The sequence below is a fragment of the Ureaplasma diversum NCTC 246 genome (assembly GCF_000731915.1).
Lineage (GTDB): Bacteria > Bacillota_I > Bacilli_A > Mycoplasmatales > Mycoplasmoidaceae > Ureaplasma > Ureaplasma diversum.
On sequence record NZ_JFDP01000063.1, the window covers coordinates 1 to 16,871 of the forward strand.

Below are 16,871 nucleotides of genomic sequence, written 5' to 3' on the forward strand. Positions count from 1 at the left end.
CCTTTTTAGTGCGTATATAGAATTGGGGAATAGAAATAATATGTTGAACGCACTAAAAAGAGTAGGTAATAAATTTACTACTAAATTCATTAATACAATTCAAACTGAACTAGTTTATACTAATTGAATCTATTTATTGATTTTAGCTAGTTCACTAGTTTGTGCATACACTTATAATAACTTCTTAATTCTATTAGTTAATCTGCCATTAATTAAATATTTTATTGACTTTAAATTTAATTATAAAGTCTGGTTATTAATTGGATTAACAATAGCTATAGTGATTATTTTATGAGCAGTCACTCCATATAATACAACCCTAAAAACATTAATTACAAACTACAATAATAAAACATCTAATAGTCCTAAAACATTAATAGTTAACTATATTAAAGATCATTATCCTAATAAAAATACTCAATCATTTCTTTTATTATTACTGCTAAATCTAAAAACTAATTATGGTTTTAGTTTACAACTATACCATTTAAATTTAGCTCATTTATTTGTGGTTTCTGGACTTCATTTATCTTGCTTTGTTTGGATCATTAATAAAATATTTAAAAAGAAATTGATGTTTGTTCAGACACTAATTTTATTAGTGTTCATAGGTTTTTATGCTTATTTATTAGATTTTTCAGCTAGTTGTTTGCGTGTTTTAATTGGATTATTGTTTCGGTTTAGTAGTTTTAAAAAGATTAATAAGGTAGATTTATTAGCTATTAATGGGTTAATTTGTGGACTAATTAATGTTTATAGTCTTAAGACTTTAGCTTTTATTTTTAGTTATGGGTGTGTGTTGATTTTACAAGTTTTAAACCAACGCTTAAAAATAGCTAAATTAGCAAAAGGGATAGTAATTAGTTTGTGTCTTTTTGCTTTTAGTATAGCAATCAGTGTTAGTTTAAATAAACAGATTAATATACTAGGATTAGTGTTTGGTTATAGTTTCTTTTTACCAGTGATAGTATCTTATCATTTGTGCTTTTGGTGCTTTTTTATTCCTAATTTCAATGTTGTTGCTGATTGGATAAGTAATCAATTTGTATTTGTAATTGAAAAAATAGGAGCAATTGATGTAGCTATTGTTTTTAGTTATATTGATAAATTATATTTAATAATTTATTTTATTTGTTATATGTGTGGATTAATGATTTATTTTAAAACGAACCCTGCTCTTATACGTACTCGCGTCTAATATTTTTATTTGAAAAGTGATATTTTTTATCGCTATTTTGCTGAAAAGGTTTATAATAAAGTTGCCAAGTGGTAGAAAGTGGGGCAAAGTGGATGAGTTTCATTGGTTTGTATCAACATACAATTGATGCCAAAAACCGAATCTGCTTGCCAGCTAAGGTCAAAGCCACACTTGACCAAGCGTCAAAGCTTTACTTAACCATTGGTGTGGAAGGAAATATCGAAGTTTACTTACCTGCTGCATTTGAAGCATATATGAACAAAATTGCAAATTTACCAAATAACAATGCTAATGCAAGAAAATTTGTTAGATTTGTAACTTCTAATTCATATCCTGTAGATATTGATAGTTCTAACCGAATCTTAGTTCCTCAACCCCTTGTTGAGAAAGCTAAATTAAGTAAGGATATTTATATTATTGGAAATATTAATAAGTACGAAATTTGAAACAAAGCCCAGTATGATGAATACATCTTGGATGCTAGTGATTCATTAGATGATCTTGTTAAGGACTTTGATGGATTCTAATTACAATCATCATATTTCTGTACTTTTAGAAGAATCTATTAATATCTTAAATATCAAACCAGATGGCGTGTATGTAGATTGCACGCTTGGCAGGTGTGGACATTCAAAACAAATCCTAAATCGTCTCAACGACAATGGTTTATTGATTTGTTTTGATCAAGATCAAACCGCTATTGACTATGCAAAGCAAATCTTTGCTAATCAAAATAATGTAATTGTCATCAAAAGTAACTTTAAAGATTTAAAAAAAGAGTTAATAAAACGAAATATAACAAAAGTTGATGGTTTTATTTTTGATTTAGGTTTATCAAGCCCTCAATTAGATGACCCAAATCGTGGTTTTAGCTATCAACATAACGCACGATTAGATATGCGTATGGATCAAAGCCAAAAATTAGATGCACATTATGTTATAAACAATTATTCGTTTCAACAATTGTGTACAATCTTTAGCCGATATGGTGAGATCAAAAATCCGAAACGAGTTGTAGATGCGATTATTCAACAACGCCAAATTAATCCTATAAATACCACTTTTGAACTTGTTGATATAATCAAACAGAATTCTCCTTTAAAATTACTCTTCAACAAAAAGCATCCAGCTCGTTTGTATTTTCAAGCAATCCGAATTGAAGTTAATAGCGAACTTTCAATTTTAGAACAAAGTTTAAATGATGCAATTTCATTATTAAATGTAGCAGGAATAATTGCTGTAATTAGCTTTCATTCTTTAGAAGATCGTATTACAAAAAAAGTCTTTAGCAAATATACAAAAAACACACTTCCAAAAGAAGTACCAATTAGCAATTACTTTGCTCAATATAGTTTAGTTAATAACAAAACAGTAGCTAGTGAAGAAGAAATAAATGCTAATAATCGTTCTCGATCGTCAATTTTAAGAGCAATGATTAAAAATTATTAAGCTTTAAAATCAAATAAATTAGGAGTAAGGTTGTGGAAAGATTTGTATATCAATTTTACATTGATCAAAAAACGGTTGCAGTTGCTGCAAGCGTTTACAAATCTGCTGCTAACTTACAACAAATTGCTTTTATTAAAAAAGACAATTTAGCTTATAATCACGAACTTGATCAGCTTGAATTTAATCCCTTAAAAGATTTAGTTCAATCTTGTTTAAACGAACTTAAAAAGAAGATTAATGTTAGTGAAATAAAAACCGTTTATTTAAGCTATGGATTTGATTGCTTTAAAACATCAAACCAAACAGCTAATGAACAAAACAATTTTACTAATCTATCAACAAATCAATCATTTGAATTTAATAATCTTATTAATGTTAAACACCAAATCAACTACACTTTAGTTGATTATGGTCTAAGTTATCAAGAATATAATAAAACTTCTAACAACCAGCTAACAAGCATTTTTAGTCCTAATGAGATTAATCAAAAAACTTATTTAAGTGGATATTACATTAAAAACGATGATTATCACACTTTGTGTCAAGTTTTCCAATCATTAAAGATAACAATTGCTCGTTTTCATGTTAGTCAAGCTCATCTGTTAACAAATACATTAATCAGTCAACAAGATGACTTTAATAAAGTCTGTAACCAAAATCAAATTAATGTTTGTTTGGATTTTAACAAGGTTAATAACCGGCTTAGAATTTATTCTAATAATAGTTTAGTTTTAGATCAGATTGAACCCAATAGTGAATTATTTAATATGCATAAATTAATTCAAAGTATTGTTGAAGAATTACAAATTAGTAAACAAACAATCAATGATTACTTTGAAAATAAAACATATGATTGTAATCCAATCATTAAATATGTGCTGAATCAAAAAGACATTTTCAGTGTAACTGAAATGTCTAGTGAAACGATTAATAAACTAATTGTTAACCAATTAAACCAATATTTAAAAACACTTTTTAATCAACAAGCAAGTGTTTTTAAGCATTACTTAAAACATTATAAACTTAAATTCCATTTTTCTTCTAAGCTTTATAATTTTAACATGATTTTAAAAGAAGCGATTAATAACGATGAACTAGTTAAACTTAATAGCAACATCAAATACAAAGTATTTGAACTTCAGAATATTTTTATAGCTGATCACTTTAAAGATAAATATGAATTGAAAATGCAATATGATTTGATTAATATTAAGTTAAGCGAGGATAGTTATAATCTAGAAAATATAACATTCTTACATCAACAGCTTCAAAATAGCAACAGCAAAGAAATTAACATGAATAACTAGTATATACTAGTTATTTTTTGTTTTATAATATTACTAATGTAGGTGAGCAAAATGGCAATTAGTAAAAATAGTAAGATTTTTATCAAGGATTTGATGAATAAGGGATTTAAGGTTCGTAAAAAACGTAGCTTCATTGATTTTTTAGCTGATTATGGGGTGGTTAGAATTATTGAAGGTTACTTAAGTTTTTTCTTAGATAAAGAAACTAATCGCTACATCGATCAATTTGATGATCGCCAACTAATGAAGTTTGTGCTTTTAGATCGTAAGATTGCTAATATTGTCTTAGATGCAACAATGTTGTTTGAACAACAATTAAACACAATGACAATTCACTACTTCTTACATCTTAATAAACTAAACCGAGATTTTATTCTAAACATTGATACATCACCATTTGTCAGCTTTCCAACAATTGATATTTATAACAACATGCGTTATAGTATGTATGAATATGTTAAGAAGTGTTATTTGTTGAATTCAATTAACAATAATTTAAACCCAGAAACAATTCCTTTGATTCAACTAGCTGTTTCTTGATCATTAAATACAACCATTAATTTCTTTAGAATTTGTGATTTAAATGTGCAAAAGCATGTTCTTGAATATTTCAATGTTTCACACTTAAGCATTGATCAATTTATTACTATTTTACAATCGATTCGTCACTTTAGAAATAGTATGGCACATAATGATATCTTATTAGTGATCCAACATAGTGATAATAAAAGATCGTTCTCAACTGCTCTTAATAAAAACCCATCTAAAAATGTTGTTAGCATTATTGATATCATTCAGTTCTTTGATACTAAGATGTTAAATCGGTTTGGTTTAATTCCTGATAATTTAGGATCAGTTATTAATAAGTTAATTAAACAACAACACTTTAAAAAGAATGTTCTAAAACATATTAAAGCCCTAATTGGATTGGAGTAGTGTAGTATATGAATCAAAACCAAGATAAGATCATTGTTCAAAAGCTAGCTAATTTATTAGGTGCGGATTCACGAGATAGTTGTATTAAAACAAGAACAGGAAATAATCATTTTGATTTATCAGCTCTTTTAAGCGAAGAAGAGTTAGAAAGTTTTTTTAATAACCAAAGTTTTGAGATCAAATTCAAAAGCTTGGTTGATGTTAACAGTATTGAAAAAGCATTAATTAAGTGTGAAGATTTTGAAGACTTTACTTCAGTGTTTGATGATTTTTCACTTAATATCAATAATTATTTATCAACTAAAAAGATTAATGATCTAACTGCTGAGTTTGAATTAGAAAAAGCTAAAAAGATTAATGATGTGATTAAAGCTCTTGAAGCTGAACCAAAGAAGTTTGAAAATTTAGCAAGAGAAGCTAGATCAATTTACAACGAAACTGGAATCTGACCACTTTATTTAGCTAAAAACTTCTTAGTTGGTAATACAGCAAAACCAACTAGTTTAAATGCTCCAATGGTATTAGTTGATGTTGAAATTAAAAAAATCAACAATAGTTTAGTAATAAGAAGACGCCAAAATGCGCCGATTGGTAATGAAAAACTATTACATTTACTAAAAAAAGATTATAAAGATAACATTGTTAAACTCCCTGTTGATTTTAGTTTTGGTTTTGTTGAAATGTTAGATTTAGTTAAAAAGATAACTAATAAACAAAATCTACTTTCAATAACAAATAACCAAAAGTTTTTGAACTTAAATAGTTCTGAAATCAAACAAGAGTATGATCAACTTTATTTATATGATGCAACAATCATTGGAATTTATGAACCAATGGGTGGAGCAATTAAAGCTGATGTTGAAAAAATCATTGAGCTTGGTGTTGATCCATTTGATGAAATCATTAATGATCCATCAATCTTAGCTAATAACTATCATACTAAAGCTGAACGTGAATTTTTAAATTTAGTTCAAATCAACCGACCCTTAAACATCTATCAAAAATATGCAATCCACTCTTCACTTGTGAAAAACACATTAATCTATGGACCACCTGGAACTGGTAAATCACAAGTGATTGCAAACATCATTGCTAATGTTATTGTTAATCATAAAAATTGCTTAATTGTTTCTGAAAAGAAAGCAGCTCTTGATGTTTTAAAAGATCGATTAAATAAAATAGCTGAACTTAGTTTATTTCTTTATGATATTGATGATAAAGAAAAGTTTTATATGCATATGCAAAAATTATTAAGCAATTTTAATCGTTTTTGGTTTGATCAAGCTCATAACGATAAAATTGATAACTTAGTAACAAGTACTATTAATTCATTAGATACTAATAAACAAATTAGTAAACTAAAACAAAACATCCTAAACCTTGAATATTTAATTCAAACCCTTTATAAATCAAAAAATGCAAGTAATTATAGTTTTAAAGACTATATTAATTGACTTGCTCAATTTAGTGAATATGAACTAAAACAATGAAAAAATGAAGATCTAATTAATAGTATTAAAACTAATATGAGTCAAATGTCATATAGTTTTAGTGAACTAATAACAAGTATTAAACAAACTCGTGAATTTATGAGTAAGTATGATATTTGTATTGAACTTAATCAGATTCAAAATCTAATTAATCAAAAACAATTAATTGATAAATTACAATCTGAACACTTATTAATTAGTAAATATCTAAAACAAAAAGAATACTTTACAAGTAAAGCTGCGATTCTTGAAACATTCTTAAAAGAAAGTGGACTTTATTATAATAACCAAGTTTTTGTTGATGATCAATATCTACTAAAAACAAAAATTAAAGTCACAAACTTTCTAAAAAGTTATGAACCAATCATTAACCAACAAAAAGATCTTAAAAGCTTTTTAATTAATAATGAAACAAACCATAAACAGTTTGTTTTACAACTTAGTAAAACTAAAGAATCAATTCACCCTTTTTTAGTTGAAAAATATGTTTATGAAAACATTATTTTAGAAAAGAAAGGTTTATTTGTTTTTAAGAAAACTAATAAACCAGTTACAGAGCTTTTACAAATCAAAAACTTATTAATTAATTATGTTAATAACCCTTGTTTAGTTAGTTTAGGATTTGCTACTATTTTTAAACTTCAAGAAATTGATGATAAATTATTAGCATCTGATGTGATTTTATATTTAGCTAATGAAGAATTATTTAATAAACCTTATTTTTTAGATTTATATAAAGATCAATTTGACCATCAACTAAACAGTAATTTAATTGATCAGTTTAGTAACTTTAATATGAGTGCTAACCAGTTTGAAACAATTTGTAAAATCTTAGATTTTGAACGAGAAGTTTTAATTGATTTTGATTTTAAAAATAATCCTATCTTTGATAGTTTATGTAATAGTTATCTAAAAGCTAATAATAATTTTGTTCATGAACTTGATAGTATCATTTATCAATCTTATATTAACTATTTATATAAAGTTTTAGTTAATTTAAATGAAGAACAAAAGAATAAAATTAAGAAAATGATGCAAGTTATTAACTTAGCTCGTAAACCTGCAGTTTCTAAGTTTGTTTATGATTTTTATGATGAACTTAAATTATTGTTTCCGATTTGAATCAGTAAACCTGAGAATGTAAGTGAAATGTTACCCCTTGCTCAAAAATTATTTGATTATGGGATCTTTGATGAAGCTTCACAAATGTTTTTAGAAAGATCATATCCAATTTTATTTAGATGTGCTTTAAACATAGTAGCAGGGGATGAAAAACAACTTAAACCAACTAATTTCTTCTCTGCACGTGCTAATGATTCTGAAAATGATGATTATGATATTGATCAAGCTGAAAGCTTATTAGATCGTACTAAAGCTTCGCTTTGAACATCATATTGACTAAAAAACCACTACCGATCAAAAACAGCTGATTTAATCGATTTTTCAAACCATCATATTTATAACAACGAACTTTTATATGCTTCATTAAACGGATTCTTTGAAGCTGGAATTGAAGTGATCGATGTTTTAGATGGTGAATTTGAAGAACAAAAAAACACCAAAGAAGCTGAACAAGTAATTAAAACTTTAAATCAATATGAAAAAGATTATAAAAAGATCATCATTGTTACTTTTAACAATAAACAATCTGAACTAATCGAAACCCTAATCCTTAATGGTTTAGATCCAAATAGTCGGATCTATCAACGATATGATAATGAAGAGATCATTGTTACTAACTTAGAAAATGTACAAGGTAATGAAGCTGATTTAGTTATTATTAGCAATACTTATGCTAAAAATAAAGCTGGTGTACTTAAAAACAACTATGGACCATTAATGAAAAATGGGGGAGCTAATCGACTTAATGTTGCTATAACAAGAGCAAGTACAAAAATGATCGTTATTAAATCAATTCAAGCATCTGATTTAGTAATCAATGTTGAAAATGAAAATATGCGAATCTACAAACAATTTATTGCTTATTGTGATCAATATGTAAGCAATAAAACAAACCATAACTTTACTCACTCTACACTTAATTATCTTCAACTTAACAACAGTCATCAAAAGCTTTATGATATTCTTAATCAATTTAAGAAAAATGAACATAGTATTTGGTTTAATGTTACAATAGGTAATTACAAAGTTAATTTTGCTTTATATAACAACCAAACTAATCAAATTGATTTATTAGTTGTATTAAATGAACTAAGTAATAGTAATGAACTTAACTTATTACATGTTTATGATCAATTCAGTTTTTTTGTTGATTTAAATTATAAAATTGCTATTATTAATGAATATGAACTATATCTAGTTTATGATCAAATTAAATTAATGATCGAAGATAAAATCAAGACTCATCTTAATAATTAAAGGAGTTGATTAATATAAGTTTTTTTAATAGCGGATCAAGAGCTTATTCACAAATAGAATGAGATCAAAGATTAAAAAGTAAACAGTTTAAATACACTTTACTATCAGGTGCAATTGGAGCATTTGTTTTCTTAATCTTTTGTTTGATTACAACATTTGTTATGAACAAATTCGCTATTGTTCATAACTATACTGTTTTAAATCTTAAAACATTAGATCTAAGTGTCGGGTTGTATGCAGCTGTTGGAATTGCTTCACTTCTTTTATTTGTCTTTTCCATTGTTTTAATCTTTTTTAGAAATATTCCAAAGCTAGCAACAACAATTGCGTTTTATATAATTGATAGTATTTGTTTAAGTATTATTATTGGTTTTGTTTCTTTATTTGTTGGATATCAGAGCTTATTAACTGCAATTGGACTAAGTGCTTTAGTTTATGTACTTTTAGCTATTACTGGATTTTTTATTTCACAAAAAGCAACTAGAATCTTAAGATTAATTTACATTATTTTAAGTGTTGCATTCTTAATTGTCTTCTTAATTGTTATTATATTAAGCTTTACAGCTTTTAGAAACAGTCAAGGTGTATTAGTAGCTCAGCTTATTATTTCAATCATTATGTTACTAGTTATTTCAATTAGTGTTGTGATTAATATCAACAATATTAAAAAACAAGAAATAGTTGCAGATCAAAAAGCATTAGCACAATTAGTTGCTTGGAATGGTTTTATTCTATATCATTCATACTCACGACTACTTTATTACTTACTATATTTCTTTATAAAGATTAAACGAATAGTTTAAAAGCGTTATACTACAAACCCTTTGGGTTTGTTTTTTATTACTTTTTTTGGTATTATTAACTATAAAAAAGGATCATCTTATGAATTGAATCAACTGGTTTTTAATTGGTTTTACAATAGTTAGTTGTTTAAGTGTAGCAGTACTTACTAACTGTTTTAGAGTTAAGAAATTGTATTTGTATAACTGATGAAAAAAGAATTATTACATTAATACAAAATATCTTATTAACTTACTTATAAGTATTGGTTATTTAGCTTATTTTATAAGTTTAAGATATAGTAAAGATGTTGAACAATTCATTGCTCATAAAGATTTAATTTATTCAGATCCATTTAATTTATATGATGAGTTGCTATATTTTCGATCATTTCGGATCTCTAAGGTTTTCTTATTAGATTGATGTCCTTGTTTTTCAGTTATTATCTCTTTGTTTGCAATTTTTGATTACAAGCAAAAATATGTTAATTTAATGGGTTTAATCGGTTTTTGCTTTGGGTTTATTACATTAATTGGAGGGTTAATTGGACAAGAAAGAATTGAAGTTGATCAATTCTGGACTTATGTAACAGTTGGTGTTGGATTAAACCAAATTTATTTTGGATTGCATTTCTATTTATGTATTTTTGGACTTTATTTATTTTCTAATTTAAGACGGTTTGATGTAGCTAATATTAGTTTGTTTCATGCTGTTTTAATTAGTTTTATGATTTATGTACCAATCAGTGTTCACTTCTGAAAAGTAACTAATAATGCATCTGGATATGTAATGGGTGATTGGATTCCATTACAGGGTTCACTTGCTCAGTTTGAGATCGTTGGTAAAATCATTAATCAACATTTTATTATTAATGCTTTTGTAATGTTTTTATGGATGTATTTAGCTTTTGTTGCTGGATTTTTTGCTAAATTATACATTCTAAAAACAATCAACAAAAAAGATCAAAAAAGTTATAGCATCCCTTTTGTTGATCATAAGATTGCTAAAATTATATTTTAGCTAAGCTAATAATGTGTTAAAATATGGATTAAGGTATAATAATCATTTAACCTTTTATTTACTAAAAGAAGGAGTTTTGAAAATGACTGGATTTAACCGTGATGAAGCAATTGTACTTTTAGCACTTGAAGATAAAGAAGAGTGAGAACAAGAACATATTTTACGTGTTCTTGAAAACTTTAATACAATTCAAATCAAAAAAGAACAATTTAAAATGATGCATGATCTAATTAAAAATCATGGAATGCAGTTAACTAAACTTGTTAAGTTTTTTGATATTTCAATCTCTGGATACTATAAATGATTAAATAGCCAAAAGATTAATGAACTATGTCCTATTAAACAACGTAATATGGAAATCATTAAAAAGATTTATAATGAACATACTCACCATATTGGGTGTCGTAAAATCCAACGGATCTTAAGTTCTAAATACAACATTAAACTAAACTATAAAACTGTTAACAACTATATGGCTCGTCTTTCTTTACTTCGTGAATGTGACATTTGCAAACGTGAAGAAAAACTAAAAGCATCAGTTAATGAAAAATAATAAATATAAGAGATAAAAACAACAACCACATCAAGTGGTTGTTTTTGTTTCTTTAATTAATCTTTTTCATAAGAAAAGAAAGTAATGATTGCTTGGATTAGTTGGTTTGTTCGTTGATCAATTTGATCAGTTGTTCAACTATTTTGTTTAAGGATTTCAGCGTTGATTTTAAGATGTTTAGTTTTTTCTAAGATTTTCTTTTTTGATTTTCAATCATTATTACCCATTTTATTATTATCAACTCTACTAGCTAAAGTTAAATTACCTAATCGGTTGATTTGAGGATTATATGTATCTTTATCAGTATTAAAATGATTTAATCATCAAGTTGAATGATTCTTAGGAGCAATATGTTCAATGCTTAAATTATCTAAGTTAACAGGAGCAGGATTTTCATTATGTTCTAGTTTATCAAAGAATAAACGTAAGATATTCTTATGTCTGTACATATTAGCATTAGTGATATAGTTACTAAGTTCAAGATTAGTTGGACTATGAGCATTTTTGGTTTTATTATCAGTAAATAATAGTTTTTTAAGAAGTGAGACAATATTACTATAACTATTGTTTTTCTGTTGGTTAATTTTTGAATGAACAGAACTAAAAAATTGATATAAATTAGCTATATCTAAACCACAAAATGCTCTTCTTATTAAATAATTATTAACTATTCTAATTAATTCACTTAATTGCTTTTTGTTAATTTTATTATTAGTAAATAGATCAAAGAAACTCATTAATAAATAAGTTGCACAATCATTTTTGATTTGACGATAATCATTAATAAATGGTTGTAGTTCATTAACTAATGTTGATAGTTTTTGAACATGAATTTGAGCATAGTGTTTAATGTATTTAATGATTTCTTTGAAACTATCTTCGCGATTTCGTTTTTTCTCAAATTCAGTACACCATAAAACAAACTGTTGATAAATAATGTTTTGATCATACTTCTTATTATCATTAGCATGTAAAAACAAACGGAAGAATGTTTCAAGTTTATCTTTTTTATGATCTAATAACCTTAAGATTTGTTCTCAATATAAAGTATAGAATTTATCCTGTTTTTCACTATCTAAATCCATTAATAAGTAGTTTTTAATTAAATCAGATAATTCAAGATGCATCCCTATTGAATTAATGCTTTCAAAGATCTTTTGGGGATTATCATAGTTTTGCGATAAAGGGATACAGACAATATGTAACTTATTTAAAGCATTAATGATTGTTTCAATACTATGTTTATTAACTAATTTCTTAATGTAGTCTAAAATATAACAATAGTTTTTGTATACTTGAGATTTCTTATCATCAATCTCATCGATTTTATCTTCTACAATAAGTTGATAAACATTATCATCAGCTACTTGTGGTTTAAGTTTAGCTTGATTATCTTTATTAATAAAACAGTTAGTATATAAATAAGGTTCTAAATTAATGTTAGAGTTTTGGTTATTTGTTTGTTTAAGAATTGCTTTTATAGCATATAAAGTTAGAAAAGTTGTTGTTATTCGTTGTTGTCCATCAATAATTGAAAACTCTCGTTTTGAATGATCTAAAGGAATATCTAAGTAGATAATGATTCCTAAAAAGTGATTAGAACAGTTACTAATTAATATATCTTCTAAATCTCTAAGATATTGTTTAACTTCTTTATCTTCTAATCAGGTGTAATTACGCTGATAGATTGGAACTATTAATTGGGCATTAATACTATCTTTTAAAAAGTCTAATAAACCAACACGAACTGGACTTTGGAATTTTGAATTCATACTAACTCCTAAATTTAATTTAAAACACTTTAATAATTATAAATTAACTACTATTAATTTAATATATTAGTTTAATAATAACTTTTATAATCAGTGGTATTTAATTAATTTTTAGATTAATAGATGAGTAAATTGATCAGTTAGTTATGTGCGATGTTAATTAAATAAATAAGTTATATCAGCAGTTAACTTTAAAAATGATCATTATGTTTTTTATACTTGACATTCTATATATAATAAGAATGTTTGGGGTTTATCATATTTTTAGTGATAAATGTGAGGGCAATTGAGGCACTATATGAATTTTAAAAAGGAGGTGGACTTTATGAACAAAAATCGACCAAACGATCAACGTTCTGATGTAATGAATCCTAACAATTCTAACTACAAATCAAACAATGATAATCGTTCAAATCAACTAAACCCTAACAACTCTGAATATAAGGGTAAGAAATAGTTATTCTTAACAAAAACAAAAACACCAACTAAGGTCATTCATAGTAGGTGTTTTTTATTTTATATTAATAAAATCTAATTATTTATTCATTAATTCTGTAGCAAATTTGTTTAAAAGATAATTAATCCTTAAATTCTTAGTATTCTTTTTGTTTTCATATTCAATAACAAAGTTCAATGTAAAAAGGATTTTAATACTAATGAAAATTAATAAAATTATAGTTAAATTAACATTAGTAAAAATTGTTTGAAGATATCAATCTTTTAATATGTAATCTCAACTAAAAGCGTATGAAAATTGCAATTAAAAACACTAATGAATCCAAAAGAGAAAATAGTAGTACTTCATCTATAATGATTGATTTTCTTATCAAGTAGTTTTAATGTTAAATATGTAAAAACTATTGTTAAACCTAAAACAATTAATGGCAGATTTTTTAAAAGATTATTGCACTCTTATTCATAATTACCAAATCCTTACTTGGATGTTAATTATTTAAGAAATATCTAAAAAATATCCTATTTACATAATACAACGATTTTCTAAAAAGGTTTAGATCTTTTATTTTTAAATAATGGTTTGGTTTAAACAACTATATTTTATGAATTAGTATGATAATTAATTTCATAATCATCTAAATTATTTATTTTATCGATTTCAACAAAGTAAACGTAATAATCTCTTGAAATTGCTGTACCTACTTTTCTATCCACATTCGATTTTAAAGGTTTAGATCACTGTAGTCATATATCAATTTTCTTTTGTTCTTTATTGATAGAGATATTTTTTATTCAAAAACCAGCATTATATGCTATATAGATTGTTGTGGGTGAAAATCTAGCAAGACCAAAAACTAATAATGATTTTTTAGAAAAATCAACTTTTTGAACTTGATTAATTAGTTCTCTTTTTAGCTTAATAGTATTATAATATTCGTGTTTTCGTATAAACTCACCAACTCTAAATTTTTTAAAATCATTAATTAATAGAAATATTTCGTTTTTATGATTTTTATAAATAAAATCATTTCATTCTTTGTATGCTTGATCTCTATTAACTACATTCCGCCCTTTGAAAAAATGTGGATATTTTGTTCTGAATTCTTCATCTTGAGACATTTCATAAGAGAAAAGATTAAACATCTTAGGATTTATATCAATTAGATATTTTGGTTTTGAACCAATTAAATATTGATAGCCTCGTGGATGTAATCGAATCACTTTGGTATTATTTTCTGTATTTTTTACAGATATATAAGGATCTTTTTCATTATCACCCAACTGAACACAACTTGCTAAAATTGTTGGCACAACAGCAACCAATCCTAAAACTAAAACAGAGCTTAAAAGTTTGAATTTCTTTTTTGTTTTAGACACAACAAACACCTCCTATGAATTGAAATAGTTTTAGTGAAAATATTTATTTTCTAACAAAAGTAAGTGCTACATCAACTAATTTTCTATAATCTTTTTCATCGTCACTATATCGTTTAATATTGTGAGCTAACCAAGTTATATTAGCTCTAAGCTTTTCATTTTCTTTGAAATATACTTTGTATTTATTTCAATCATTACTAGTTTAAATATAATCGTTGTGTTGATCATCTTTAATTTCATAAAACAACACATCTTTATTTAATTCAGCTCTTTTCTCACTTTTGCTATTAGCAGCAACTAAAGTAATTAATGAACTTGTTCCTATAATAGTTGCTAATGATGCTAATAATAATTTATGTTTAGTTTTCAAAATCATACAAACACCCCTTAAAACAAATATAATGTTGTTAATTTTTGAGTATTAATAAGTATAACACATCTAACAAAAAACTGGTTTTATGTACATTTTAAGCTTTGCTTAATCCTGTGATTAACTTATTAGCTTTAAATGGTTATTATTTTTGTTCTAAGTTTTAAAATAACAAACTATTACTTATTTAATCAACTTTAAGATATTAAAAAAATGAAAGTTTTTATTTAGCTTTTTAGCTAAATTAGATTAACTTTCATTTTAAAAAATTGGTTTCTAGTTGATTGTTCTTATTGTTTTTCTTAAGGATTTGTATTACTTTATTTTTTCTTAACGCAATATATTTTTTTGTCTCTTCTGATAAGTTTTTAGAAATAATATTAACTTGGCTTTTAAAATTATCTAAAGCATTTTTAACAAAGTTAAAATGCTCTTTACTAATCTTCTCTTCTTTAATAATTAAATAAGCTGATAAATGTTCATCAAAGATCCAATAATATTCATCAAAATAAGTATGTCTATTTGGATCCATTCCAAACAAATTATTAGGATCACAAATATAATCAAGCATCTTATCTCTTCTTATTTTGTCTCTAATTTCTAGTTCACTTTTATCTTTTCATTGATCAATAAACTTTCTAAATATTTCTTGTTTGATTCATTCAACATTAAAAATATGAGCTTTTTCTGTTTTTGGTACATCAAACGATAAAGCAGGTGTGCAACTTTGCACTTTAGATCTTTTTTCTTTAGCTGATTTTTCAATTTCAACTCAAGCAATTCTAAGTCTTGGTAGTCTATTAATAGATCATTGTATTTTATTTTCTAAAGCAGGAGTAATAGTATCATTTTCTAATAATAAGAAAATCTCACTATAGTATTGATCCTTAAGAATAGGATCAAGATTATCTTCTAAAAAAGCTTGATATGTTAACTTATCATTATTTTTATTAACATACTTATTTAAAATGTTAATTGCATTTAGTTGATCAATATCAAGCTTTTTAAAAGTTAAAAAATCTTCATCATCAACAAAAAATGATAAATCCTTTTTATTAATGATTAATTTATCAATTAATGATACTAAAACATAATATGAAGAATTGTTATTACAATCATCAAACATCACTGTTTGACTACTTTTATTGTTTTTGATTTTACCAGATGGGTTAGACCCATTAATAATAGCTATTAGGTTATTAATAGTAGTATAAAATTGTTCATTATTATTTACTAAATCATTTAGTTTACTTAATTCTAAATCATTAAAACTAACAATAACTCTTTGTTGGTTTTTAGATCTTCTTTTTATTTGAACAGTATTAAGAAGACAATGATCAAGAATTAATTTACGGCGTAAATAATTAGTTTTATTATTCTTATTTTGATCTTCAAATCAACTTGGGGTTGTTAGTAAGTTGATACTGAAATGTTTAAAATGATATTTAGTGCAATAGATAATGCCATTAGATTTACTTACAAGTGCATATAAATCTAAATCATACATAGCTACATCTTTCTTTGTTTTATTTAAAAAGGTTTTAGAAGCAAAATGAAACTTAACAACAACTAGATCATTGTTTTTAAAACTAGTGTTCATAAGCTTTTTTAATCTCTTTAAAAATAGCTTCTAAAACTTGTATACAAATTGAATTACCTGCACAAAAAATCATTTTGGTTGGGGTGATTAGATTAGTGCTTTTGATTTTAAGCACATCATTTTCACTAAATCCCATATACAAATAAGCTTCTATTTCATTGATATAGCGAATGATGTTTTCTTG

Annotated in this window: 15 protein-coding genes; 10 read left to right on the forward strand and 5 right to left on the reverse strand. The window is 25.4% G+C overall.

Annotation, left to right across the window (positions count from 1 at the left end; genetic code table 4):
* Positions 1-40 precede the first annotated feature (40 nt).
* The 9 genes from UDIV_RS02815 to UDIV_RS02855 all read left to right on the forward strand — a co-directional run bounded on the left by UDIV_RS02815 (position 41) and on the right by UDIV_RS02855 (position 11,112).
* Entirely contained in the window at positions 41-1,198 is a 1,158-nt protein-coding gene (locus UDIV_RS02815; RefSeq protein WP_051749485.1) for a ComEC/Rec2 family competence protein, read from the forward strand.
* Positions 1,199-1,290: 92 nt separating this feature from the next.
* Positions 1,291-1,725 (forward strand): division/cell wall cluster transcriptional repressor MraZ, encoded by a 435-nt coding sequence (mraZ, locus tag UDIV_RS02820; protein WP_038103065.1) that lies wholly within the window; start codon positions 1,291-1,293, stop codon positions 1,723-1,725.
* Positions 1,715-2,647: a 16S rRNA (cytosine(1402)-N(4))-methyltransferase RsmH gene (gene rsmH, locus UDIV_RS02825; protein WP_038103066.1), complete on the forward strand. Its 933-nt coding sequence runs from the start codon at positions 1,715-1,717 to the stop codon at positions 2,645-2,647. The genes mraZ and rsmH overlap by 11 nt, the downstream gene beginning before the upstream one ends.
* A gap of 32 nt (positions 2,648-2,679) precedes the next feature.
* Complete coding sequence (locus tag UDIV_RS02830) at positions 2,680-3,954, forward strand: hypothetical protein (RefSeq protein WP_038103069.1); 1,275 nt, start codon at positions 2,680-2,682, stop codon at positions 3,952-3,954.
* Between the two features lie 51 nt (positions 3,955-4,005).
* Positions 4,006-4,890 (forward strand): Abi family protein, encoded by an 885-nt coding sequence (locus UDIV_RS02835; RefSeq protein ID WP_038103072.1) that lies wholly within the window; start codon positions 4,006-4,008, stop codon positions 4,888-4,890.
* A gap of 8 nt (positions 4,891-4,898) precedes the next feature.
* Positions 4,899-8,759 (forward strand): DUF4011 domain-containing protein, encoded by a 3,861-nt coding sequence (locus UDIV_RS02840; RefSeq protein ID WP_051749487.1) that lies wholly within the window; start codon positions 4,899-4,901, stop codon positions 8,757-8,759.
* Between the two features lie 5 nt (positions 8,760-8,764).
* Positions 8,765-9,562 carry a hypothetical protein gene (locus UDIV_RS02845; protein WP_038103075.1) on the forward strand — a complete coding sequence of 266 codons (798 nt, stop codon included), beginning with the start codon at positions 8,765-8,767 and terminating at the stop codon, positions 9,560-9,562.
* A gap of 79 nt (positions 9,563-9,641) precedes the next feature.
* Positions 9,642-10,559, forward strand: a complete 918-nt coding sequence (locus UDIV_RS02850; RefSeq protein ID WP_051749488.1) for a DUF5378 family protein — start codon at positions 9,642-9,644, stop codon at positions 10,557-10,559.
* Between the two features lie 82 nt (positions 10,560-10,641).
* A complete protein-coding gene (locus UDIV_RS02855) occupies positions 10,642-11,112 on the forward strand; it encodes an IS3 family transposase (RefSeq protein ID WP_051749490.1) in 471 nt (156 codons plus the stop codon).
* 56 nt (positions 11,113-11,168) lie between these two features.
* Here the strand turns inward: UDIV_RS02855 and UDIV_RS02860 are convergent, their stop codons facing one another.
* On the reverse strand, positions 11,169-12,884 hold the full coding sequence (locus UDIV_RS02860) for a DUF262 domain-containing protein (protein ID WP_038103091.1): 1,716 nt from the start codon (positions 12,882-12,884) through the stop codon (positions 11,169-11,171).
* 325 nt (positions 12,885-13,209) lie between these two features.
* Here UDIV_RS02860 and UDIV_RS04755 point away from each other — a divergent pair, with 325 nt between their 5' ends.
* Entirely contained in the window at positions 13,210-13,341 is a 132-nt protein-coding gene (locus UDIV_RS04755; protein ID WP_269317250.1) for a hypothetical protein, read from the forward strand.
* Positions 13,342-13,940: 599 nt separating this feature from the next.
* Here the strand turns inward: UDIV_RS04755 and UDIV_RS02865 are convergent.
* The 4 genes from UDIV_RS02865 to UDIV_RS04395 all read right to left on the reverse strand — a co-directional run.
* On the reverse strand, positions 13,941-14,717 hold the full coding sequence (locus UDIV_RS02865; protein WP_038103094.1) for a hypothetical protein: 777 nt from the start codon (positions 14,715-14,717) through the stop codon (positions 13,941-13,943).
* Between the two features lie 202 nt (positions 14,718-14,919).
* Complete coding sequence (locus UDIV_RS04390; RefSeq protein WP_156021874.1) at positions 14,920-15,093, reverse strand: hypothetical protein; 174 nt, start codon at positions 15,091-15,093, stop codon at positions 14,920-14,922.
* A 238-nt stretch (positions 15,094-15,331) separates the two neighbouring features.
* Positions 15,332-16,687 (reverse strand): MAG4270 family putative restriction endonuclease, encoded by a 1,356-nt coding sequence (locus UDIV_RS02870; protein WP_038103095.1) that lies wholly within the window; start codon positions 16,685-16,687, stop codon positions 15,332-15,334.
* A partial coding sequence (locus UDIV_RS04395) for a DNA cytosine methyltransferase (protein WP_038103096.1) occupies positions 16,677-16,871 on the reverse strand: 195 nt, incomplete at its 5' end. The genes UDIV_RS02870 and UDIV_RS04395, both read right to left, overlap by 11 nt.